Source organism: Haemophilus sp. SZY H8 (assembly GCF_018829755.1).
GTDB lineage: Bacteria > Pseudomonadota > Gammaproteobacteria > Enterobacterales > Pasteurellaceae > Haemophilus > Haemophilus haemolyticus_K.
On sequence record NZ_JAHKJY010000002.1, the window covers coordinates 450,898 to 471,625 of the forward strand.

The 20,728-nt window shown below is 38.0% G+C and carries 22 protein-coding genes, 1 rRNA gene, 1 pseudogene and 1 riboswitch; of the genes and pseudogenes, 16 read left to right on the plus strand and 8 right to left on the minus strand.

What is annotated here, in order from left to right:
* Positions 1–63: 63 nt before the first annotated feature.
* The 4 genes from KKW16_RS05215 to bcp form a co-directional block, all read right to left on the minus strand.
* A complete protein-coding gene (locus KKW16_RS05215) occupies positions 64–837 on the minus strand; it encodes a TonB family protein (RefSeq protein WP_048952708.1) in 774 nt (257 codons plus the stop codon).
* 9 nt (positions 838–846) lie between these two features.
* Positions 847–1,284, minus strand: a complete 438-nt coding sequence (gene exbD, locus KKW16_RS05220) for a TonB system transport protein ExbD (RefSeq protein WP_065265468.1) — start codon at positions 1,282–1,284, stop codon at positions 847–849.
* A gap of 3 nt (positions 1,285–1,287) precedes the next feature.
* Positions 1,288–1,740 (minus strand): TonB-system energizer ExbB, encoded by a 453-nt coding sequence (exbB, locus tag KKW16_RS05225; RefSeq protein WP_048952706.1) that lies wholly within the window; start codon positions 1,738–1,740, stop codon positions 1,288–1,290.
* 163 nt (positions 1,741–1,903) lie between these two features.
* Positions 1,904–2,371, minus strand: coding sequence for a thioredoxin-dependent thiol peroxidase (bcp, locus tag KKW16_RS05230; protein WP_048952705.1), 468 nt, complete (start codon positions 2,369–2,371; stop codon positions 1,904–1,906).
* Between the two features lie 101 nt (positions 2,372–2,472).
* Here bcp and dapA point away from each other — a divergent pair, with 101 nt between their 5' ends.
* Both dapA and bamC read left to right on the plus strand, forming a co-directional pair.
* A complete protein-coding gene (gene dapA / locus KKW16_RS05235) occupies positions 2,473–3,369 on the plus strand; it encodes a 4-hydroxy-tetrahydrodipicolinate synthase (RefSeq protein ID WP_048952704.1) in 897 nt (298 codons plus the stop codon).
* 87 nt (positions 3,370–3,456) lie between these two features.
* Positions 3,457–4,458 carry an NlpB/DapX family lipoprotein gene (gene bamC / locus KKW16_RS05240; protein WP_215768008.1) on the plus strand — a complete coding sequence of 334 codons (1,002 nt, stop codon included), beginning with the start codon at positions 3,457–3,459 and terminating at the stop codon, positions 4,456–4,458.
* Positions 4,459–4,512: 54 nt separating this feature from the next.
* Here bamC and rpsT read toward each other — a convergent pair whose 3' ends face one another.
* Positions 4,513–4,776, minus strand: coding sequence for a 30S ribosomal protein S20 (rpsT, locus tag KKW16_RS05245; RefSeq protein WP_005548279.1), 264 nt, complete (start codon positions 4,774–4,776; stop codon positions 4,513–4,515).
* Between the two features lie 266 nt (positions 4,777–5,042).
* On the opposite strand from rpsT, the gene murJ reads away from it, so the two are divergent.
* The 9 genes from murJ to KKW16_RS05290 all read left to right on the plus strand — a co-directional run bounded on the left by murJ (position 5,043) and on the right by KKW16_RS05290 (position 14,599).
* The gene (murJ, locus tag KKW16_RS05250) at positions 5,043–6,617 is read left to right on the plus strand and encodes a murein biosynthesis integral membrane protein MurJ (protein ID WP_215768009.1); all 1,575 of its coding nucleotides are present in this window, start codon (positions 5,043–5,045) and stop codon (positions 6,615–6,617) included.
* Between the two features lie 46 nt (positions 6,618–6,663).
* Complete coding sequence (ribF, locus tag KKW16_RS05255) at positions 6,664–7,590, plus strand: bifunctional riboflavin kinase/FAD synthetase (protein WP_215768010.1); 927 nt, start codon at positions 6,664–6,666, stop codon at positions 7,588–7,590.
* 2 nt (positions 7,591–7,592) lie between these two features.
* Entirely contained in the window at positions 7,593–7,835 is a 243-nt protein-coding gene (locus tag KKW16_RS05260) for a DUF4160 domain-containing protein (protein WP_106013899.1), read from the plus strand.
* Positions 7,819–8,067, plus strand: coding sequence for a DUF2442 domain-containing protein (locus tag KKW16_RS05265; RefSeq protein ID WP_005639170.1), 249 nt, complete (start codon positions 7,819–7,821; stop codon positions 8,065–8,067). Before KKW16_RS05260 ends, KKW16_RS05265 begins: the two co-directional genes overlap by 17 nt.
* A 26-nt stretch (positions 8,068–8,093) precedes the next feature.
* Entirely contained in the window at positions 8,094–10,919 is a 2,826-nt protein-coding gene (gene ileS / locus KKW16_RS05270) for an isoleucine--tRNA ligase (protein ID WP_215768011.1), read from the plus strand.
* Positions 10,920–10,995: 76 nt separating this feature from the next.
* Entirely contained in the window at positions 10,996–12,555 is a 1,560-nt protein-coding gene (locus KKW16_RS05275) for a phosphoethanolamine transferase (RefSeq protein WP_215768012.1), read from the plus strand.
* A 69-nt stretch (positions 12,556–12,624) separates the two neighbouring features.
* Positions 12,625–13,140, plus strand: coding sequence for a signal peptidase II (gene lspA / locus KKW16_RS05280; RefSeq protein WP_215768013.1), 516 nt, complete (start codon positions 12,625–12,627; stop codon positions 13,138–13,140).
* The gene (gene ispH, locus KKW16_RS05285) at positions 13,137–14,081 is read left to right on the plus strand and encodes a 4-hydroxy-3-methylbut-2-enyl diphosphate reductase (RefSeq protein ID WP_215768014.1); all 945 of its coding nucleotides are present in this window, start codon (positions 13,137–13,139) and stop codon (positions 14,079–14,081) included. Before lspA ends, ispH begins: the two co-directional genes overlap by 4 nt.
* Positions 14,082–14,251: 170 nt before the next feature.
* The gene (locus KKW16_RS05290; protein ID WP_215768015.1) at positions 14,252–14,599 is read left to right on the plus strand and encodes a ComEA family DNA-binding protein; all 348 of its coding nucleotides are present in this window, start codon (positions 14,252–14,254) and stop codon (positions 14,597–14,599) included.
* 28 nt (positions 14,600–14,627) lie between these two features.
* On the opposite strand, the gene copM is transcribed toward KKW16_RS05290, so the two are convergent.
* On the minus strand, positions 14,628–15,005 hold the full coding sequence (gene copM / locus KKW16_RS05295; RefSeq protein ID WP_065245637.1) for a CopM family metallochaperone: 378 nt from the start codon (positions 15,003–15,005) through the stop codon (positions 14,628–14,630).
* A 107-nt stretch (positions 15,006–15,112) separates the two neighbouring features.
* On the opposite strand from copM, the gene KKW16_RS05300 reads away from it, so the two are divergent.
* The 5 genes from KKW16_RS05300 (at position 15,113) to bioB (ending at position 19,901) form a co-directional block, all read left to right on the plus strand.
* Positions 15,113–15,304, plus strand: coding sequence for a Maf family protein (locus KKW16_RS05300; RefSeq protein ID WP_046942447.1), 192 nt, complete (start codon positions 15,113–15,115; stop codon positions 15,302–15,304).
* An 89-nt stretch (positions 15,305–15,393) separates the two neighbouring features.
* Positions 15,394–15,481: riboswitch (TPP riboswitch) on the plus strand.
* Positions 15,482–15,532: 51 nt separating this feature from the next.
* Positions 15,533–16,531, plus strand: coding sequence for a thiamine ABC transporter substrate binding subunit (thiB, locus tag KKW16_RS05305; RefSeq protein WP_215768016.1), 999 nt, complete (start codon positions 15,533–15,535; stop codon positions 16,529–16,531).
* Positions 16,532–16,535: 4 nt separating this feature from the next.
* Positions 16,536–18,152 (plus strand): thiamine/thiamine pyrophosphate ABC transporter permease, encoded by a 1,617-nt coding sequence (gene thiP, locus KKW16_RS05310; RefSeq protein ID WP_215768017.1) that lies wholly within the window; start codon positions 16,536–16,538, stop codon positions 18,150–18,152.
* Positions 18,136–18,783, plus strand: a complete 648-nt coding sequence (thiQ, locus tag KKW16_RS05315) for a thiamine ABC transporter ATP-binding protein (RefSeq protein ID WP_215768018.1) — start codon at positions 18,136–18,138, stop codon at positions 18,781–18,783. Before thiP ends, thiQ begins: the two co-directional genes overlap by 17 nt.
* Positions 18,784–18,902: 119 nt before the next feature.
* On the plus strand, positions 18,903–19,901 hold the full coding sequence (gene bioB / locus KKW16_RS05320) for a biotin synthase BioB (RefSeq protein ID WP_215768019.1): 999 nt from the start codon (positions 18,903–18,905) through the stop codon (positions 19,899–19,901).
* A 222-nt stretch (positions 19,902–20,123) separates the two neighbouring features.
* Here bioB and KKW16_RS09095 read toward each other — a convergent pair.
* Positions 20,124–20,290, minus strand: a pseudogene (locus tag KKW16_RS09095) (transposase); the annotation flags it as partial.
* Between the two features lie 280 nt (positions 20,291–20,570).
* A 5S ribosomal RNA gene (rrf, locus tag KKW16_RS05325) occupies positions 20,571–20,686 on the minus strand.
* Positions 20,687–20,728: the final 42 nt, after the last annotated feature.

Genomic DNA, 20,728 nt, shown 5'->3' on the forward strand with positions numbered 1-20,728 from the left:
GTGCGGTTAAGTTTCATTGATTTTAACCGCACTTTTATTTTGTCCTATATACCTTTATTTTTATTACTGAAGCGTAAAACTAATCGGCACATTTAATCCCGAAGGAAATCCAGCAGGTCTTGCACCAACAGGGCTCGCACTATTCACCGCATCAAGCGCCGCATTATCTAAACTTTCATCACCGGATGACTGAGTTATATGTGCACCAGTTAATGAACCGTCACCCGAAACATTAAAGGATACGCTGACTTTACCCTGTTTACGCATCATTTTTGCCCTAGTTGGATAACGTTTATGACGTTCAATTTCACGGCGAATTGCTGAACGATAAGCGGCTATTTCACTCGAATCAGTCCCTGAACCAGCTACTTGAGCATTGCTATTAGCTGTACTCGTTGTTGTCGCTTTTGCATTAGCATTCGCAGTAGAATCAATATTTTTATCACCCTTTGGTAAATCTTTATTAATAGGCTTATCTTGAGGTTTAAGCTCTTTCTTAGGTTTATCCTTTGGTTTTTCTTTAGGCTTTTCCTTAGGCTTAGGCTTTTCTTTTTCTGGCTCTTTAATTTTTTTAGGCTCAGGCTTCACTGTGGGATCTTCCACAACCTCTTTCTTCTCCGGCTCAGGTTCTTTCTGCATATTTTGAGGCTCAGGTGCAGGCTCTTCCATAACCATTCCCTGCACCATTTCCATAGAAATGCTCGTTGCAATGTCTCCTGCAGCATTATTGGCGCTATCACTTGGTTTATTCCAAGTCCATAAAAGTAAACCAACAATAATGCCATGTACCAATAAAGAAACTAGCAAACCTAAGAGCGAACGTTTTGTTTGCTGCATAATGATTCCTTAAGGTGCGGTAGAAATAGATTGAGTAGAGACGGGAGCCCGGCCACTTTTTCCCTGCCCTTTGTCTTTCATTGAAACAATCGCAACATTTTTAATATCATTTTTAGCAAGCATATCTGTGATTGTTACAAAATCCTGAAAAGATGCTTCTGCATCAATCTTCAAGGTGACTTTCTGATCCTTATTCCAGCGTGCAACCTCAGCCTCAAGAGCCTCTTGCGAAATAGGTTTATCATTAAAATAGAGTTGTTTATCCGCTGTAACCGTTAATAATTTAGCGAGATCATCAGATTTGAATGCCACAGCAGTACTCGCCTTTGGCACATTTACTTGAATTTTACCTTGAGAAATAAATGATGCTGTAATCAAGACGACAGCAAGTAACACCAACATAATATCGATAAAAGGGATAATGTTGATTTCATCAAATTTTTTCACAGACTATTCCTTATCTTTTGGTTCGTTTAACACTTTCCATTTCAAACGATTAACTTCTACCTTACGTCCTAAACCGTTATAAAATACCATAGAAGGAATTGCGACGAGAATCCCTAATGCTGTTGCTTTTAACGCAAGTGAAAGATGCATCATAATAATGCCTGCATCAATATCACCACCACCGTGGCCAATTTGATAAAAAGTAAGCAAAATTCCGATAACCGTTCCTAGTAATCCAACATAAGGCGCATTAGCTCCAATTGTTGAAATCGTGGTCATGTTACGATTCAAATCAATATCTAACTCATGAATAGTTGAGTAATGTGCAACATTAACTTTACGTAAAAAAATATAACGCTCGGTTACCATTGCTAACATCGTCACACTCATCAGTAGCAGTAAACCAATAATGATAAAATCACTGTATTGTTGTAAAAAATCAAAAAGCTGTAACATTTTTCTGTCCTTATTATTTGAGAATTTTATTGGAAATATAATTGAGAATGAATTTCAATTGTAGAGAATTTTAGCAAAGCTAGGATTAGACGTAAATATGGAACTAAAAAATAATGCTTTTTTACCGCACTTTACATAAAGCGCGGTAAGTTTTGAAAAAGGTTTAAAGATTTTTAAGATAATCTACGATAACTTGGTGATGAACTGTAGTTTTAAATTTATCAAATACATGCATAATTTTTCCATTTTCATCAATTAAAAAACTGACTCTATGAATACCGTCATAGGTTTTTCCCATAAATTTCTTCTCCCCCCATACGCCAAACATTTCTGCGACTTGATGATCAGGATCTGAAAGTAGCGTAAAATTAAGTGCTTTTTTCTCAATAAATTGCGCCAATTTTTTCGGCATATCTGGGCTAATCCCCAATATAACAAGCCCTAATTCATCTAACTCAGACTTGCTATCACGTAATCCACATGCTTGACTCGTACACCCTGGGGTAAGTGCTTTAGGATAAAAATAGACAAGCACTTTTTTCCCCCTAAAATCACTTAAAGAAATAGGACTTTCTTGTTGATTCAATAATGTAAAAGCCGGTGCTTGGTTTCCCGCAATCAATCTATTCATAAAAGACTCCTTTGAAAAAAAAGATTTGCAAATTCAAGCCATTTTAGCGACTATAGAGAGCTATACCAAATAATAAAATCGAAAAGATAAACGGAGGTTCTATGTCAGCTCAAAATCCTTTATTTTCTGGCAGTATTGTGGCTCTTGTCACACCAATGAATAACTATGGCGAAATTGATTTTGCTTGTTTAGAAAAATTAGTTGAGCATCATATTGATGCCGGATCTAATGCGCTTGTTTCTGTAGGAACAACCGGTGAATCTGCCACATTAAGTATTGAAGAAAATGTAAAGGTTATTGAGAAGACAGTAGAATTTGCGAAAGGACGTATTCCAATTATTGCGGGGGCTGGCGCAAACGCTACTAGTGAAGCAATAACGATGACAAAATTATTACGCGATAGTGGTGTCGCTGGTTGTTTATCTGTCGTTCCTTACTATAATAAGCCGACTCAAGAAGGTATGTACCAACATTTTAAAGCCATTGCTGAATGTACCGATCTGCCACAAATTCTTTACAATGTACCAGGACGTACTGGTAGTGACATGAAACCTGAAACAGTTGCTCGTTTAGCCCAGATTAAAAATATTGTAGGTATTAAAGAAGCAACAGGCGATGTAAGTCGTGTAACAAAAATTAAAGCACTTGCTGGTCAAGATTTCATTGTTTTAAGTGGCGACGATGCAACTAGTTTAGAAGCAATGAAATTAGGTGCTGAAGGGGTTATTTCCGTTACTAATAATCTTGCCTCAAAAGATATGGCTGATATGTGTCGTTATGCACTTTCAGGTGATTTTACTAAAGCCGAAGAAATTAATGCTCGCCTGATACGCTTACACAATGATTTATTTATTGAATCCAATCCAATACCAGTTAAATGGGCAGCTTATCGTTTAGGTTTAATTAAATCTCCTCACTTACGTTTACCGCTAACCATATTAAGCGAAAACGTTCAACCCAAAGTAGAAGAAGCATTAAAATTTGCGGGATTATTATAAATAAAATAAGGGGCAGAACATTGTCCCCATATTTTTATTATCGCAAAAGTATTATTGATTTTTCGTTTATTTTATAGGATTCTAAACATGAAAAAAATAATATTAGGTTTGGCTGCAATTGTTGTGCTAAGTGGTTGTTCATCTGATCCAGAAAAGCTAAAAACCGCTAATGATACATTCCAAAAATCAGAAGCCAGTATTCCAGGTTTCTCTCCATTAGCAACAGGAGGCGTTAACTTACCTGTTGCAGACAACACTTATGCATTACCTAATATTGCCTTCAAAAAAGGGGAAAATATCGATATCCGTCCACCATCAACACCATTAGCAATTATTCAAAATTCATTAACACAATTTGACGGTGAACGAGCCCTTATAGTATATCCAGAAGAACAAACAAGCATCTATAATTTAAAGCAAGTTGAACGTCTACTGAAAGAAGAAAATATTTCATCCACTGTTCAGGATAGTGTTTTAACGACGGATTGGTCACCAACTGATCGTATTGGAGATAAAAATGTCGAAATTAAATATCAAATAGAGCATGTTACCGATCGCCGTTCTAGTGCACTTGCCGTATCGGTGTTACAAACACGTCGTGATGGTATCATCTTCACACCAAGTGTGTCTGAAAAACAGCGTTATACCTCTGATCGTCTGAATCGTCTCATATATGCATTAACATCAGCTTATACAAAACAACAGCAAGATTTGTCTAACGCTTCTGTCGGGGCTATTTCATCACACATTATTCAAGATCTAAATGGTCAAATCGCTTTAGCAATGAATACGACATTTAACCAAGCATGGGAAAAATTAGGCTATGCCTTACCTAAAGTGGGTTTTGCGATTAAATCTGAAACCTCTGGCAGAGGATATCGCGAATTGAAATATTCCTCTTTAAATAAAGAAGACTGGCTACGCTTAGGTATCGAATCCCCCAAAATAGATAACGGTATTTACAATATGCAAATCTCGGATCATGGCAAACAAAGTTCAATGGTTATCTCTGATGAAAAAGGGCATTCACTTTCAGGAAATGATGCAAGAAAGATCTATCAGGCGATAAGTAATATCATATCAAGATAAAGAAAAACCGCACTTTAAAGTGCGGTTTTATTTTTCATTCTTTCTAGCTAAAAATTACGCTAATTTTTTGATTTGTGCAGCTAATTTAGATTTGTGGTTTGCTGCTTTGTTAGCGTGGATTAAGCCTTTAGAAGCCATACGGTCAACAACTTTTTGCATTTCAACGAATGCTGCTTCAGCTGCTGCTTTTTCACCTGCTGCTACTTGAGCATATACTTTTTTGATGTAAGTACGCATCATAGAGCGTTGGCTTGCGTTATGTTGGCGGCGTTTTTCAGATTGAACCGCGCGTTTTTTTGCTGACTTGATATTAGCCAAGGTCAAACTCCTAAAATTTCTGTTGATTGATAGACAAAATAAAGGGCGTCAATATGCCGATTTTTTATACTTTTGTCAATGAAAAATTTGTGTTGATTTCGGTGAGACACAACCGAAAGTAAGTATCGTTATTTTTACAAGCTCTTTCAATATGGGCTCACACAAACGATGTGCGGCGGATTTTATCAGTTTTTTTTCACGGAATATAGCGTAAAAACAAAATTTCTATACAATTAGGCAAAAATTTTAGGGTAGAGAAGAATATTTTGAGTAAACGACTTTTAAAATCTAGCATTGTTGTTAGTTCTATGACTTTATTATCAAGAGTGTTAGGTCTTGTGCGCGATGTAGTTATCGCTCATCTCATTGGTGCAGGTGCTGCGGCGGACGTTTTTTTATTTGCTAATCGTATTCCAAATTTTCTTCGTCGTTTATTCGCTGAAGGGGCTTTTTCACAGGCTTTTGTCCCTGTTCTCGCAGAATATCAAAAATCTGGTGATATTAATAAAACCCGAGAATTTATTGGAAAAGTTTCTGGTACCCTTGGAGGATTGGTGAGTATTGTTACGATCCTCGCGATGGTTGGTTCGCCTGTCGTTGCTGCTTTATTTGGGATGGGCTGGTTTACCGATTGGATGAATGATGGGCCTGATGCACATAAATTTGAACAAGCCTCTCTTCTTCTTAAAATAACTTTTCCCTATTTATGGTTTATCACTTTTGTAGCCCTTTCTGGAGCTGTGCTTAACACGATTGGGAAATTCGGCGTGATGTCCTTTTCACCCGTGTTATTAAATATAGCGATGATTGCCACCGCACTTTTCCTTGCACCACAAATGGATAATCCAGATCTTGCATTGGCTATCGGTATTTTTCTAGGCGGCTTATTACAGTTCTTATTTCAAATTCCATTTATGAAACAAGCCGGTTTACTGGTGAAACCCAAATGGGCTTGGCGGGATGAAGGCGTAACTAAAATCCGCAAATTAATGATCCCTGCGTTATTTGGTGTATCGGTAAGTCAAATTAATCTTTTGCTGGATACAGTGATTGCAAGCTTTTTAATGACAGGTTCAATTAGCTGGTTGTATTATTCCGATCGCTTACTGGAATTTCCTCTCGGTTTATTTGGTATTGCTATTTCTACCGTAATTTTGCCAACACTTGCTCGTCACCATGTTAATCGTGAAGGCGATTCAGCTAAAAGTGCGGTTGATTTTCGTAATACAATGGATTGGGGCGTGCGAATGATTTTACTACTTGGCGTTCCCGCAGCCATTGGTATTGCAGTATTGGCTCAACCGATGTTACTTACGCTATTTATGCGTGGAAATTTCATTCTAAATGATGTTCATGCCGCCTCTTATTCTTTATGGGCATTTAATGCGGGTTTACTTAGCTTTATGTTGATTAAAATCCTCGCCAATGGCTATTACGCCCGCCAAGATACCAAAACGCCAGTAAAAATCGGCATTATTGCCATGGTGAGTAATATGGGGTTTAACTTATTGGCGATTCCTTTCAGTTATGTGGGTTTAGCTATTGCTTCAGCAATGTCGGCAACCCTTAATGCCTATTTACTCTATCGCGGCTTAGCCAAAGCGGATGTCTATCATTTTTCACGTAAAAGTGCGGTCTTTTTTGGAAAAGTTTTATTGGCAGCAATCGCAATGGGCGCAGCAGTTTGGTATTACGTGCCTGAAATCAACCAATGGGCGAAAATGGATTTCTTCATGCGTGTTTATTGGCTTGTTTGGTTGATTGTATTAGCCGCAATAGTTTATGGCGCAACGTTGATTTTATTAGGCGTTCGAAAGCACCATTTGCTGACAAAAAACTAACTTCTCGCTATAATGCCGAAATTCTCTTATTTTCATGGATAAGGACATGCAATTAATTCGCGGGCTTCATAATGCAAATCGTGTTTTACAAGGTTGTGCGCTAACGATCGGCAACTTTGATGGTGTGCATTTAGGGCATCAAGCGGTCCTCCGTCATTTGCGCCAAAAAGCTGACGAATTAAATTTACCCATGGCGGTATTGTTGTTTGAATCACAGCCTCGTGAATATTTTATGGGAGAAAATGCACCAGCGCGCTTAATGCGTTTGCGTGACAAAATTTATTATCTAGAAAAGGCCAAGGTTGATGTCGTAATTGTGGCGAAATTTGACCGCACTTTTGCTGAGCAACCAGCCGATGTTTTTATTGAACAAACGCTTGTTAATCATCTACATGTGAAATTTTTAAGCATTGGCGATGATTTCAAGTTCGGTTCAAAACGCCAAGGCAATTTTGCAATGTTGCAAGCAGCAGGTAAGCATTTCGGTTTTATTGTTGAAGATAACCGTAGTTTTTGTCTAGATGAACAGCGAATTAGTAGCACTGCAATTCGCGAAGCATTAGCGAATGATGACTTACAACTTGCAGAAAATTTACTCGGTAAACCTTATCGTATTTTCGGACGTGTGATCCATGGTAATAAGTTAGGTAGAACAATAGGATTTCCAACGGCAAATATTCGTTTGCATAGACAAGTCAATCCAATCAAAGGTGTTTATGCTGTAAAAGTGCGGTTAAAATCTGGTGAAATTTTTAACGGCGCGGCAAACATTGGAAAACGCCCAACTATAAATGGATTAATGCAATTATTAGAAGTTCATTTATTTGATTTTTCTCAGAATATTTATGGCCAAATAGTGGAAGTGGAATTCTGCCACAAGATTAGAAACGAGATTAAATTCCCGTCTTTTGACACTTTAAAAAAACAAATTGAACGGGATGTAAACACAGCGAAAGGCTTTTTTAAAGGGTAGATATGCCAGTTATTTTACGTTTTAAAGGCTATATTTTTTTCTTTTACTCTAATGAAGGAAATCCTCTTGAGCCTGCGCATATTCATGTGCGCAACGCGGAGTCGGAAGCAAAATTTTGGTTGGAATCCGATATTTCTTTAGCAAGAAACGATGGATTTAATTCAAAAGAATTAAAAGAAATTTTTGTTATTGTTGAAACACATAGAACGCAATTCACGGAGGCGTGGTATGACTATTTCAGCTAAAAGCATTCGCTTTGATGAAAACACTATGTGGGTGGAGTTAAATGATGCGCGTATTTTGGGTGTACCCTTAGTGTGGTTTCCTAAATTATTACATGCTACCCAAAGTGAATTAGAAAACTATGAGTTGAGTCGTAGAGGCATTCATTGGGATTGTCTTGATGAAGATATCTCTATCGATGGTTTACTTGCGGGACGTGGAGATGTCACACATAAACCACAAAAAGTTGCTTAAATTTAATTTAAAAATTGGAAAATAAAATGACAGTCGATTACAAAAACACTCTTAACCTACCGGAAACCAGCTTTCCAATGCGCGGTGATTTAGCTAAGCGCGAACCTGATATGTTGAAAAATTGGTACGATAAAAATCTTTATCAAAAAATTCGTGAAGCGAGCAAAGGCAAAAAATCTTTTATTTTGCATGATGGCCCTCCGTATGCGAATGGTAACATTCATATTGGTCACGCCGTTAATAAAATTCTGAAAGATATTATTATTAAATCTAAAACTGCATTAGGTTTTGATTCGCCTTATATCCCGGGTTGGGATTGTCATGGTTTGCCAATTGAATTAAAAGTAGAAGGTTTGGTGGGTAAACCAAACGAGAAAGTGACCGCAGCTGAATTCCGCCAAAAATGCCGTGAATACGCTGCAGAACAAGTAGAAGGTCAGAAAAAAGACTTTATCCGTTTAGGCGTGTTAGGCGATTGGGATAATCCTTATTTAACGATGAACTTCGATACCGAAGCAAACATCATCCGCACACTCGGTAAAGTGATTGCTAACGGTCATTTATACAAAGGTTCAAAACCGGTGCACTGGTGTTTGGATTGTGGCTCTTCTTTAGCGGAAGCAGAAGTGGAATACGAAGACAAAGTTTCTCCGTCTATCTACGTTCGTTTTCCTGCCGTAAGTGCGGTCGAAATTGAAGAGAAATTTAACGCAGTAGGCAAAGGCCATGGCAAATTATCAGCAGTCATTTGGACCACCACACCTTGGACAATGCCATCTAACCGTGCGATTGCGGTAAATTCAGACTTAGAATACAACTTAGTACAACTTGGCGATGAGCGTGTGATTTTAGCCGCTGAATTAGTTGAGTCTGTGGCAAAAGCGGTGGGGATTGAGAGCGTTGAAATTCTGGGTTCTGTAAAAGGTACAGATCTTGAATTAACCCGTTTCCATCATCCGTTCTATGATTTTACGGTACCAGTAATTTTAGGTGATCACGTGACCACTGATGGCGGTACAGGTTTAGTTCACACCGCACCAGACCACGGTTTAGACGACTTTATTGTTGGACAAAAATATAATTTACCAATGGCGGGTCTTGTATCGAATGACGGTAAATTTATTTCAACGACTGAATTCTTCGCAGGCAAAGGTGTATTTGAAGCCAATCCATTGGTTATTGAAAAATTACAAGAAGTGGGCAACTTATTAAAAGTTGAGAAAATCAAACACAGTTACCCACACTGCTGGCGTCACAAAACCCCGATTATTTTCCGTGCGACTCCGCAATGGTTTATCGGCATGGAAACACAGGGTTTACGCCAACAAGCGTTAGGCGAAATCAAACAAGTTCGCTGGATTCCAGATTGGGGTCAAGCACGTATCGAGAAAATGGTTGAAAACCGCCCTGACTGGTGTATTTCCCGTCAACGTACTTGGGGCGTGCCGATGACCTTATTCGTGCACAAAGAAACCGAAGAACTTCATCCGCGTACTTTAGAATTACTTGAAGAAGTGGCTAAACGTGTAGAGAAAGCCGGTATTCAAGCATGGTGGGATTTAGATGAAAAAGAATTATTAGGCGCGGATGCCGAAACCTATCGTAAAGTACCTGATACCCTTGACGTATGGTTTGACTCAGGATCAACCTATTCTTCTGTTGTCGCAAATCGCCCAGAATTTAACGGTCAAGATATCGATATGTATTTGGAAGGTTCTGACCAACACCGTGGTTGGTTTATGTCTTCTTTGATGCTTTCTACGGCAACAGACAGTAAAGCGCCGTATAAACAAGTATTAACCCATGGTTTCACCGTGGATGGTCAAGGCCGTAAGATGTCAAAATCTATCGGTAACATCGTGACACCACAAGAAGTGATGGATAAATTCGGGGGGGATATTTTACGTTTATGGGTCGCTTCTACCGACTATACTGGTGAAATGACCGTTTCTGATGAAATTTTAAAACGTGCCGCGGACAGCTATCGTCGTATTCGTAACACCGCGCGTTTCTTATTAGCGAACTTAAATGGTTTTGATCCAAAACGTGACTTAGTCAAACCAGAAGAAATGATTAGCCTAGATCGTTGGGCGGTAGCTTGTGCATTAGATGCACAAAAAGAAATCAAAGATGCCTACAATAACTATCAATTCCATACAGTAGTACAACGTTTAATGCGTTTCTGTTCTGTGGAAATGGGTTCATTCTATTTAGATATTATCAAAGACCGTCAATACACCACTAAAGCAGACAGCCTTGCTCGTCGTAGTTGCCAAACTGCGTTATGGTATATTGCTGAAGCATTAGTTCGTTGGATGGCACCGATCTTATCTTTCACTGCCGATGAAATTTGGCAACACTTGCCACAAACCGAAAGTGGTCGTGCAGAATTCGTATTTACTGAAGAATTCTACCAAGGCTTGTTCGGTTTAGGGGAGAATGAAAAATTAGATGATGCTTACTGGCAACAATTGATTAAAGTTCGTTCTGAAGTGAACCGCGTATTAGAAGTCGCGCGTAACGACAAAGTGATTGGTGGCGGTTTAGAAGCAGAAGTAACCGTTTATGCTAACGATGAATATCGTGCATTGTTAGAACAATTAAGCAATGAATTACGTTTCGTGTTAATCACCTCAAAAGCTGAAGTGAAAGCATTAGCTGACAAACCTGCAGATGTAGCTGCGGGTGAGTTAGAAGGTATTGCAGTGAATGTAGCTCGTTCTAACGGTGAAAAATGTCCGCGTTGCTGGCATTATTCTGACAAAATTGGTGTAAATTCAGAACATCCAACACTTTGTCCACGTTGTGTGGAAAATGTGGCGGGTAATGGTGAAGTACGCCATTTTGCATAATTAAATTCGTTGTAAAACAGAAAAGTGCGGTTTATTTTAACCGCACTTTTTTACTTTTGTACAAAAGGAAGTAGAGATGATGTTAGGAAAAGAAATGATTCGTTCAAAAACAATGTGGTTTTATCTCTTATTGGTTATTTTCTCCATTTTTACTAATATGGGGTTGGGTAATGTATTAAGTGAGAATATTCCCGTTTCAGATTACGCAATTTTATTTGTTATCACGGCGATTTCTTTTTATTCCACCCCTTGGATTGGGCGAATATTAATCACTGTATTATTCCTCAGCGCGCTATTTTATTGCTCTGCTGGTTTTTTCTATGGTATCCCATCTTTGGGTATTATCGCTTCTGTTTATGAAACGAATATTAATGAAACCTTGGAATATTATACAACCATTCCTTTTTGGATATTTTTATTTCAAGCTACTTATCTCATCCTGTTTGTTGCTTTAATGAAATTAAGTTTTCATGCTAAACAACAAGCATTTAAATGGCTGAATACGGGAGTTATCGGCATATTATTAGTTTTTTCTTACAATCAATTTTCTGATTGGAACTATGCATATAAATTCCGTTTTTATCCGGTTCTTTTCTACTCAGAATTTGATCGTATGAATGATCTGTATTTAGAACAACGAGATTTTCTAAATCAATCTGTCAACGCGCCTTCTCAATGGGATATTCAATCTTTTACGCCAAAATATAAAAATTATATTTTAATTATCGGTGAAAGCATGCGAAAAGATTATATGTCGTTATATGGCTTTCCATTGAAAACCACGCCATTTTTAGAGCGGGTGAAAGGCACAGTTTTTGAAAATTATTATTCTGCAGCACCAAATACGCAACCGTCTTTACAACGCACCTTATATCGAGCAGATAAAGGGGAAACGGTTTATACAGATAATATTATTTCTTTAGCTAAAAAAGCGGGTGTGAAAACCTATTGGATTTCTAATCAAGGCAAAATTGGTGAATTTGATACGATGGCCTCTCGTATTGGTCAAAGTGCGGATGAAACGATTTTTATGAAGCCGTTAGGTTATAACTCTAAAAAAGTGTATGACGATGAAATGTTGCCTGTATTAGATAAAGCCTTAAAAGAAAATATTACGAATCCAAAATTAATTGTGATTCATTTAATGGGCTCTCATCCAGCCTTTTGTGAGCGTCTTCCATACGAGGTTAAAAATTATTTTATTAATCAATCTATGTCTTGTTATTTAGAATCGATTAAATATACGGATCAGTTTTTAGAGAAATTAAATTCACAATTGGTGGCACAAAATGAGCCCTATTCGGTGATTTACTTTTCTGATCATGGGCTTGCTCATTATGAGGATTCTAAAGGCTTATCATTGCATCCAAATAATCTTTATAAACAAGATTATGAAATTCCTTTCGTTATGTTTTCAAATGATAGCCAAAAGGTAGAAAAAATAAAAACGCCACAATCTGCATTTAATTTCGTTTATGGTTTTGCTGATTGGATGGGAATCAAGGAAAAACATTTACAAGGCGTGGATTTCTTCCATCCTGAAAAACAGGAAATTAAGGTATTTGATTGGAAGAAAGTCGTGAATGTCAAAGAGTTGGCTGATGATCCAGCAAAATTACCCGAAGCCGTTCAGTAAATGAGATCGTGCTTTATCATTTATCGGCTTATGCTAGAATTAGCGGAATTTTTTTAAAAGGGAAATATTATGTCCAAAAAATCAGGGCTTTCATTTTTATGGTTAAGTGCGGTCGCTTTCGCGGTTGATTTGCTCACTAAATACATTGTGGTACAAAAATTTGATTTGTATGAAAGCGTTAATGTATTGCCTGTTTTCAATCTCACCTATGTTCGCAATTATGGTGCGGCATTTAGTTTTTTAGCGGATCATAGCGGCTGGCAACAATATTTCTTTATTTTGTTAGCATTGGCTATCTCTGGCATGTTGGTTTATTTTTTAGCAAAAAATAATGCTCAACAAAAAATCCAAAATTCTGCTTATGCACTCATTATTGGAGGGGCGTTAGCGAATATGGTGGATCGCGCTTACAATGGTTTCGTCGTGGATTTCTTTGATTTCTATTGGGATATTTACCATTATCCAGTGTTTAATATCGCCGATATTGCCATTTGTATTGGCGCAGGGTTATTAGCATTGGATGCTTTTAAGAACGAAAAGAAAAAAGTACAAGATAAACAAGCAGAAAAGTGCGGTCAGAAATGAAGATAATTTTAGCGAATCCACGAGGATTTTGTGCCGGTGTAGATCGTGCCATTAGTATTGTTGAACTCGCCTTAGAAATTCATGGCGCACCGATTTATGTTCGTCACGAAGTGGTGCATAACCGATTTGTTGTGAACGGATTGCGTGATCGTGGCGCAATCTTTGTGGAAGAATTAAGCGAGGTGCCTGATGGTGCTATCGTTATTTTTTCTGCGCATGGCGTATCTCAAGCTGTTCGACAAGAAGCGAAAGATCGTAATCTCAAAGTATTTGATGCAACCTGTCCTTTGGTAACAAAAGTGCATATGCAAGTTGCGCGCGCAAGTCGAAAGGGAACAAAAGCGATTTTGATTGGGCATAAAGGGCATCCTGAAGTTGAAGGCACAATGGGGCAGTATAGCAATGAAGATGGCGGTATTTTCCTGATTGAAAAAGTAGAAGATATTGCGCGTTTGCCAATGCAAGAAAATGATGATTTAACCTTTATGACGCAAACAACTTTGTCGCTAGATGATACGGCTGAAACTATTGCTGCATTAAAGGAAAAATATCCCGCTATTCAAGGACCACATAAAAACGATATTTGTTATGCGACAACTAATCGCCAAGAAGCGGTGCGAGAATTGGCTAAATTATCAGATTTAGTGTTGGTTGTAGGTTCTAAAAACTCATCAAATTCAAATCGTTTAGCTGAATTGGCTTCTCGTATGGGGATTAAATCACAGCTTCTTGATGATCCTTCCGATATTCAAGCTGATTGGTTTAATGATGTGAAAACCATTGGGATTACAGCCGGCGCGTCTGCACCCGAAGAATTAGTTCAATCGATTATTTCCCGCTTAAAAGAGTTTGGTGCGAATACCATAGAAGAACTACAAGGTTTAGAAGAAAATATGTTCTTTGAGGTTCCAAAAGAGCTGAGAATAAAAGAAGTTAACTAATCTTAAGGGCTTGTCGTAAATGATAAGCCCTTTGTTTTTTCATTCAAATTAAGAATTTTTGCGATCTGAATCGCAGAAGTGCGGTAAGAATCTTGAGCGTTTTCTTGAAAGCATAAAAAATGGCTCTGTTGATATGCTCATCAACATGTTTATATTACAAGGAAACCTCTATGAAATTAATGAAAACATTATTTACTTCAGTTCTATTGTGTGGCGCGCTGGTTGCCTCTTCGGCTTTTGCGGAGGAAAAAGCTACAGAGCAGGCTGTTCAACCAGCTGTGGCTACTCAAACTGAGGCTCAAGTTGCACTGGCTACTGTGAGCGATAAATTGAATATCAATACGGCAACCGTTAGTGAAATTCAAAAAACCTTAACAGGAATCGGTGCAAAAAAAGCAGAAGCGATAGTGCAATATCGTGAAAAACACGGTAATTTCACGAGTGCTGAACAACTATTAGAAGTGCAAGGGATTGGTAAAGCAACACTTGAAAGAAACCGTGATCGAATCACTTTTTAATTTTAAAACCGCTTATGGATGCCCTGTTTTACAGGGCTTTTTTATTGTGCACTTTAAGCCATTTTTGCATTTGTTCAATTTCCGCTTGTTGTGCGTTAATAATATTCTCAGCAAGCTTACGCATCTCAGGATCTTTTCCGTATTTTAATTCAACTTCCGCCATTTTTACTGCGCCAATATGGTGTGGCAACATACCTGCTGCAAAAGCAACATCAGGATCTTTATATTGTGAGGCTGCCATCATGTCTTGATGCATTTGATTCATACCTTGCATTAATTCTTGTTGCATTGCAGAATCTGTCGACATTGGCATATTCATGTGTGCTTGATGCGGTTGTTCATTAGCTTGGACACAAACTGAAACTGCAGCAGCGCTAAGTGTGATAAAAGTCATAAGTTTTTTCATGTTTTTCTCCTATGTGATAACTGAATGAGCAAAAATCATAAACCTTGACCTAAGGTTAAAGTCAATACTTATTCCGAAAATTTTTGGTGAGATTCTAAAATAAGACAATGTTTGATATGAGGGACAGCATCACGAAGCAAAAAATTGTACTTGCCACGGGCAATAAAGGCAAAGTAAAAGAAATGGCAGATGTGTTAGGTGATTTCGGTTTTGAAGTCATTGATCAGACAGATTTAGGCATTGAAAGCCCAATCGAATCACTTTTTAATTTTAAAACCTCTTATGGATGCCCTGTTTGACAGGGCTTTTTTATTTTTTTCAGAAAATGTAGAAAGTTTATTTCTTTTTAAAAATCCGTTGGCAAGCCTAATAAATTTTAATACACTAAAAAGCCTAGTCGGGGTGCAATATGCTGAGATCATACCCGTGAACCTGAAACAGTTAATACTGACGTAGGAAACTAGGAATACAACCTTATCTCCTTCCCGTCATTATTGCTGCCTTTTGATATAAATAAGGATGTAATAATGAAACTTCTTAAATTAACCTTAATTTCTACCGCACTTTTTTCTACCGCGGCATTAGCCCAATCACAGAAAAGTGTTAACGTATATAGCTATGATTCTTTCACTTCTGAGTGGGGCGCTGGTCCAAAAGTAAAACAAGATTTTGAAAAAGCGCACCCACAATGCACTATTAATTTTACGCCTTTTGAAAGTGGTGGTGTGTTACTCAACCGTGTTCGTTTGGAAGGAAAGAAAACCAAAGCCGATATTGTGCTAGGTTTAGATAACTTTGTTTTAGAACAAGCTGAAAAAACAGGTATTTTCACGCCAAATAAAGTGGATTTAACTCAGCTGGATTTACCAACAAAATGGACGAATAAAACATTCTTGCCTTTCGATTTCGGTAACTATGCTTTTGTGTATGACAAAACTAAATTACAAAATCCGCCGAAAAGTTTGAAAGAATTGGTTGAACGCCAAGATATCCGTGTAATTTATCAAGATCCTCGCACCAGCAGTGTGGGTCGTGGTCTATTGGTTTGGATGAATGCAATTTATTCTGCGGACAAAATTCAATCTGCTTGGAAAGCGTTGGATAAGCATACGGTAACAGTGGGTAAAGGTTGGTCTGATACTTACGGCGCATTCTTAAAAGGCGAAGCGGATTTAGTATTAAGTTACAGCACATCGCCACTTTATCATCAGATTTTTGAGAAAAAGGATAATTATGCAGCGACAGATTTTGCGGAAGGGCATATCACTCAAGTGGAATTAGCGGCTCGAGTCGCAAACCATCCAAATCAATGTGCGGATGATTTTATGGCATTTTTAATTTCACCTACGGCACAAAAACATATTGTGACAGCCAATATTATGTTGCCAGTCATTCAAGGTGAAATTGAACCGCACTTTGATGCACTTAAAGCTCAACAAAAAACTCAAACTCTAATTAATCCAATGGTGAATGCGGAACACTTAAAAAATTGGATTAGCACTTGGCAAACTACATTAACAAAATAGTTTGATGTTGTCGTTATTTCATCACCCACAACTCCGCCCTCGTCATTATGTGGGCGGCGTTGTTGTCATTAGCTTTATTACTCTGTTTTATGGTAGCGCCTTAAGTTCGATCTTTGCATTGGGCGATGAATTACAATGGAAAACTTGGTTCACGGATGATTATCTACAGCATCTGATTCTTTTCAGTTTTGGACAAGCCTTACTTTCTACCGTTTTATCTCTTTTTTTTGGTCTGCTCCTCGCTCGAGCATTGTTTTATCAACCATTCTCCGGAAAAAAGTGGTTATTAAAATTAATGTCGCTAACTTTTGTCTTACCTGTTTTAGTGGCAATTTTTGGTTTGATTGGCATTTATGGTTCAAGCGGTTGGTTAGCTAAGTTTGCTAACCTTTTTGGAATGCCGTGGCAGGGACATATTTACGGGCTCTCGGGTATTTTAATTGCTCATCTTTTTTTCAATATCCCACTGGCAGCGCAACTTTTCTTACAAAGTTTGCAAAGTATTCCTTATCAGCAACGTCAGCTTGCTGCACAACTCAATTTACAAGGTTGGCAATTCGTTAAATTGGTGGAATGGCCTGTTTTTCGTCAGCAATGTTTGCCCACATTCAGCTTGATTTTTATGCTTTGTTTCACCAGTTTTACCGTTGTTCTTACATTAGGCGGTGGGCCTCAATATACAACATTAGAAACCGCAATCTACCAAGCGATTTTATTTGAATTTGATCTGCCAAAAGCAGCACTTTTTACCATGTTGCAATTTGTATTTTGCCTGGTTTTATTTAGCTTAACATCGCGTTTTTCACCTTCTAATCAAAATAGCTTGAGTAATAGTAATCCTTGGTTTGAGAAGCCTAAAAGTGCGGTCAAAATTTTCCATGTTTTTGTCTTACTTGTTTTTGTATTTTTCCTTTTTTCGCCAGTGTTGAATATTCTTGTTAGTGCATTGAGTTCATCAAGTTTGCTCTCAGTTTGGCATAATTCTCAGCTCTGGCGTGCGTTAGGCTATTCACTTTCTATCGCGCCTTTATCTGCATTACTTGCATTAACGATGGCGATTGCCTTATTGCTTTTATCCCGCCGTTTAGAATGGTTGCATTATCAGAAAATTGCGCAATTTATTATTAATGCTGGAATGGTTATTTTGGCAATCCCGATTTTAGTACTCGCAATGGGGCTATTTTTATTATTACAAGAGCGGGATTTTTCGAATATTGATTTGTTTGTCATTGTTGTATTTTGCAATGCGTTAAGTGCAATGCCTTTTGTTTTACGTATTTTGAGTGCACCTTTTCATAACAATATGCGTTATTACGAAAATCTCTGTAATAGTCTGGGAATTGTAGGATGGCAACGTTTTTATCTGATTGAGTGGCAAACTTTACGTGCACCATTGCGCTATGCTTTTGCTTTAGCCCTGGCTCTATCGCTAGGGGATTTTACGGCTATTGCGTTGTTCGGCAATCAAGAGTTTACTTCTCTACCGCACTTGTTATATCAGCAGCTAGGTAATTATCGTAATCAAGATGCAGCTGTAACGGCAGGGATTTTATTATTGCTTTGTGGCATATTGTTTGCCTTTATTCACACACATAGGGATACCGATGATTTATCTAAATAATGTGATTTTGAACGATAAAACCTTGCCGATGTGCTTTAATTTGAGCGTAAATGCTGGCGAGCGTGTTGCAGTTATTGGCGAAAGTGGGGCGGGGAAAAGTACGTTATTGAATTTAATCGCTGGATTTGAATTTCCTCATCAAGGAGAAATTTGGTTAAACGATAAAAATCATACTCGTAGCGCACCTTACGAGCGTCCGGTTTCCATGCTATTTCAAGAAAATAATTTATTTCCTCATTTAACCGTACAGCAAAATCTTGCGCTGGGTTTAAAACCCTCTTTAAAATTAACCGCACTTGAACAGGAAAAAATTGAACAGGTCGCTTGTTCTGTAGGATTGGGCGATTATTTGCAACGTTTACCGAATTCTCTTTCAGGGGGGCAAAAACAACGAGTGGCATTGGCGCGTTGTTTGTTGCGAGATAAACCCATCTTATTATTAGATGAGCCTTTTTCCGCATTAGATCAGAAACTTCGTGTAGAAATGCTAGCTTTGATCGCTAAACTTTGTGATGAGAAACATCTGACCTTGTTACTTGTTACTCACCAACCATCGGAATTAGTTGGTACGATAGATCGAGTATTGTTGGTGGAAAATGGTCAGATAAGTCAATTGCAAAAAGAGACGTAAAATTATATAGATTTTATCACCGATGAATCTATTTATGGCTATCGATATCAGCCTATAAACTGAATGAATATAAGATACAAAAATGCGGTGATCATTCACCGCACTTTTAAAGGAAAAATATGTTAACTGAAAAACTACAAATTAACTCCATTACACCACATCCAAGCGTTGAATATTGGTCTGTTTGCAAAGTTGAGGCGTTATTTGAAACGCCATTTTTGGAATTGGTTTACCGCGCTGCGCAAGTTCATCGCAAGCATTTTAATCCTCGAGCGATTCAGTTATCCACGTTAATGTCTATCAAAACGGGAGGATGCCCAGAAGATTGTGGTTATTGCCCTCAATCAGCCCGTTATCATACTGGCGTACAAAATCAGCAGTTATTAGATGTTGATGAGATCGTCGCGAAAGCAAAAATTGCGAAAGCACGTGGTGCGGGGCGTTTTTGTATGGGTGCAGCTTGGCGAGGCCCGAAGCCAAAAGATATTGAGAAAGTCACAGAAATTATTAAAGCAGTGAAATCGCTCGGTTTAGAAACTTGCGGTACTTTTGGTTTATTGCAAGACGGTATGGCAGAAGATTTAAAAGAAGCTGGTTTAGATTATTACAATCATAATCTTGATACAGCGCCAGAACATTATGCAGAAGTGATTGGTACTCGTCGTTTCGATGATCGCCTTAGCACGTTAGGAAAAGTACGCAAAGCTGGATTAAAAGTGTGTTGTGGTGGCATTGTGGGGATGAATGAAACTCGCAAAGAACGGGCAGGGTTAATCGCGAGCCTTGCAAATCTCGATCCGCAACCTGAATCGGTGCCGATTAATCAACTCGTTAAGATTGAAGGTACACCGTTAGCCGATGCGGAGGAATTAGATTGGACAGAGTTTGTGCGAACGATTGCTGTTGCACGTATTACCATGCCAAAAAGCTATGTTCGCCTTTCTGCAGGCCGTAGTGATATGAGTGAAGAAATGCAAGCAATGTGTTTTATGGCTGGTGCTAATTCTATTTTCTATGGCGATAAATTACTTGTCACAGGTAACCCAGAAGAAGATGGCGATCTGTTATTGATGGCAAAATTAGATTTAGAGCCAGAAAATGCAGAAAATAAAAAATAGTAGTTTGCATTAGATAGCTGAGAAATTAAGTATTAACCTACTCTTTTCTTTATATCATAATACTTTTCCAGTAGCCAATAACAATCCGCACAAAACATCAGTTTTTAGGCTCTCTTATAAAGCCCTATACTTCACAAGCCCTTAAAAGGGCTTGTGAGAATTGACAATCTATCTAATTATCTTTTTACCTTCCCTTAAAGAGAGCAAAACATATGAATATATGTCTGGCATTATACACGCTTCAATTATCTCATATTTTTATAGCCATATAACCGTTCGAATATTTGCCCTATATCTAGTCTTCACCTTCTATAAATTGGTTTTCTCCTGTTTACATTTCTTATGTACTTCGGAATAAAAACAATATGATACTTACCATTCCATTTTGTAAATTATAGACTTCAGTCGTCATTAACTTTACTTACTATGATAATCATCCTATATGTTGAATTTTGGTTGTCTGAATTGTTCATTATATAGAGAGGATTTTTCCTGTTAATGCTTAAGCTATTTGACTCCATACGCATAGCGTATGTTTTTTATAGCCAGACAAAAGTCTGGCTATAAAAATAGAAAAACCCCAGTCCTTAAACTGAGGTTCTTATATTTTATTCTGCTTTGCTTTATTCTATTTATTTCAAATAACTAAATCTAAATTTGTATTTGGTAACCTGGCGGTGCCCTACTCTCACATGGGGAAGCCCCACACTACCATCGGCATTACAGCGTTTCACTTCTGAGTTCGGTATGGTGTCAGGTGGTTCCACCGCACTATCGCCGCCAGGATAATTCTTTGATAACTTTTATTCTAACTTCTATCTATGTTC

What these genes read in the sequence shown, in the direction of transcription:
- KKW16_RS05215 (WP_048952708.1), bottom strand. Translation starts at nt 837, where the DNA reads ATGCAGCAAACAAAACGTTCGCTCTTAGGTTTGCTAGTTTCTTTATTG.
- exbB (WP_048952706.1), bottom strand. Translation starts at nt 1,740, where the DNA reads ATGTTACAGCTTTTTGATTTTTTACAACAATACAGTGATTTTATCATT.
- bcp (WP_048952705.1), bottom strand. Translation starts at nt 2,371, where the DNA reads ATGAATAGATTGATTGCGGGAAACCAAGCACCGGCTTTTACATTATTG.
- dapA (WP_048952704.1), top strand. Translation starts at nt 2,473, where the DNA reads ATGTCAGCTCAAAATCCTTTATTTTCTGGCAGTATTGTGGCTCTTGTC.
- bamC (WP_215768008.1), top strand. Translation starts at nt 3,457, where the DNA reads ATGAAAAAAATAATATTAGGTTTGGCTGCAATTGTTGTGCTAAGTGGT.
- ribF (WP_215768010.1), top strand. Translation starts at nt 6,664, where the DNA reads ATGCAATTAATTCGCGGGCTTCATAATGCAAATCGTGTTTTACAAGGT.
- KKW16_RS05260 (WP_106013899.1), top strand. Translation starts at nt 7,593, where the DNA reads ATGCCAGTTATTTTACGTTTTAAAGGCTATATTTTTTTCTTTTACTCT.
- KKW16_RS05265 (WP_005639170.1), top strand. Translation starts at nt 7,819, where the DNA reads ATGACTATTTCAGCTAAAAGCATTCGCTTTGATGAAAACACTATGTGG.
- ileS (WP_215768011.1), top strand. Translation starts at nt 8,094, where the DNA reads ATGACAGTCGATTACAAAAACACTCTTAACCTACCGGAAACCAGCTTT.
- KKW16_RS05275 (WP_215768012.1), top strand. Translation starts at nt 10,996, where the DNA reads ATGATGTTAGGAAAAGAAATGATTCGTTCAAAAACAATGTGGTTTTAT.
- lspA (WP_215768013.1), top strand. Translation starts at nt 12,625, where the DNA reads ATGTCCAAAAAATCAGGGCTTTCATTTTTATGGTTAAGTGCGGTCGCT.
- ispH (WP_215768014.1), top strand. Translation starts at nt 13,137, where the DNA reads ATGAAGATAATTTTAGCGAATCCACGAGGATTTTGTGCCGGTGTAGAT.
- KKW16_RS05290 (WP_215768015.1), top strand. Translation starts at nt 14,252, where the DNA reads ATGAAATTAATGAAAACATTATTTACTTCAGTTCTATTGTGTGGCGCG.
- copM (WP_065245637.1), bottom strand. Translation starts at nt 15,005, where the DNA reads ATGAAAAAACTTATGACTTTTATCACACTTAGCGCTGCTGCAGTTTCA.
- KKW16_RS05300 (WP_046942447.1), top strand. Translation starts at nt 15,113, where the DNA reads ATGTTTGATATGAGGGACAGCATCACGAAGCAAAAAATTGTACTTGCC.
- thiB (WP_215768016.1), top strand. Translation starts at nt 15,533, where the DNA reads ATGAAACTTCTTAAATTAACCTTAATTTCTACCGCACTTTTTTCTACC.
- thiP (WP_215768017.1), top strand. Translation starts at nt 16,536, where the DNA reads ATGTTGTCGTTATTTCATCACCCACAACTCCGCCCTCGTCATTATGTG.
- thiQ (WP_215768018.1), top strand. Translation starts at nt 18,136, where the DNA reads ATGATTTATCTAAATAATGTGATTTTGAACGATAAAACCTTGCCGATG.
- bioB (WP_215768019.1), top strand. Translation starts at nt 18,903, where the DNA reads ATGTTAACTGAAAAACTACAAATTAACTCCATTACACCACATCCAAGC.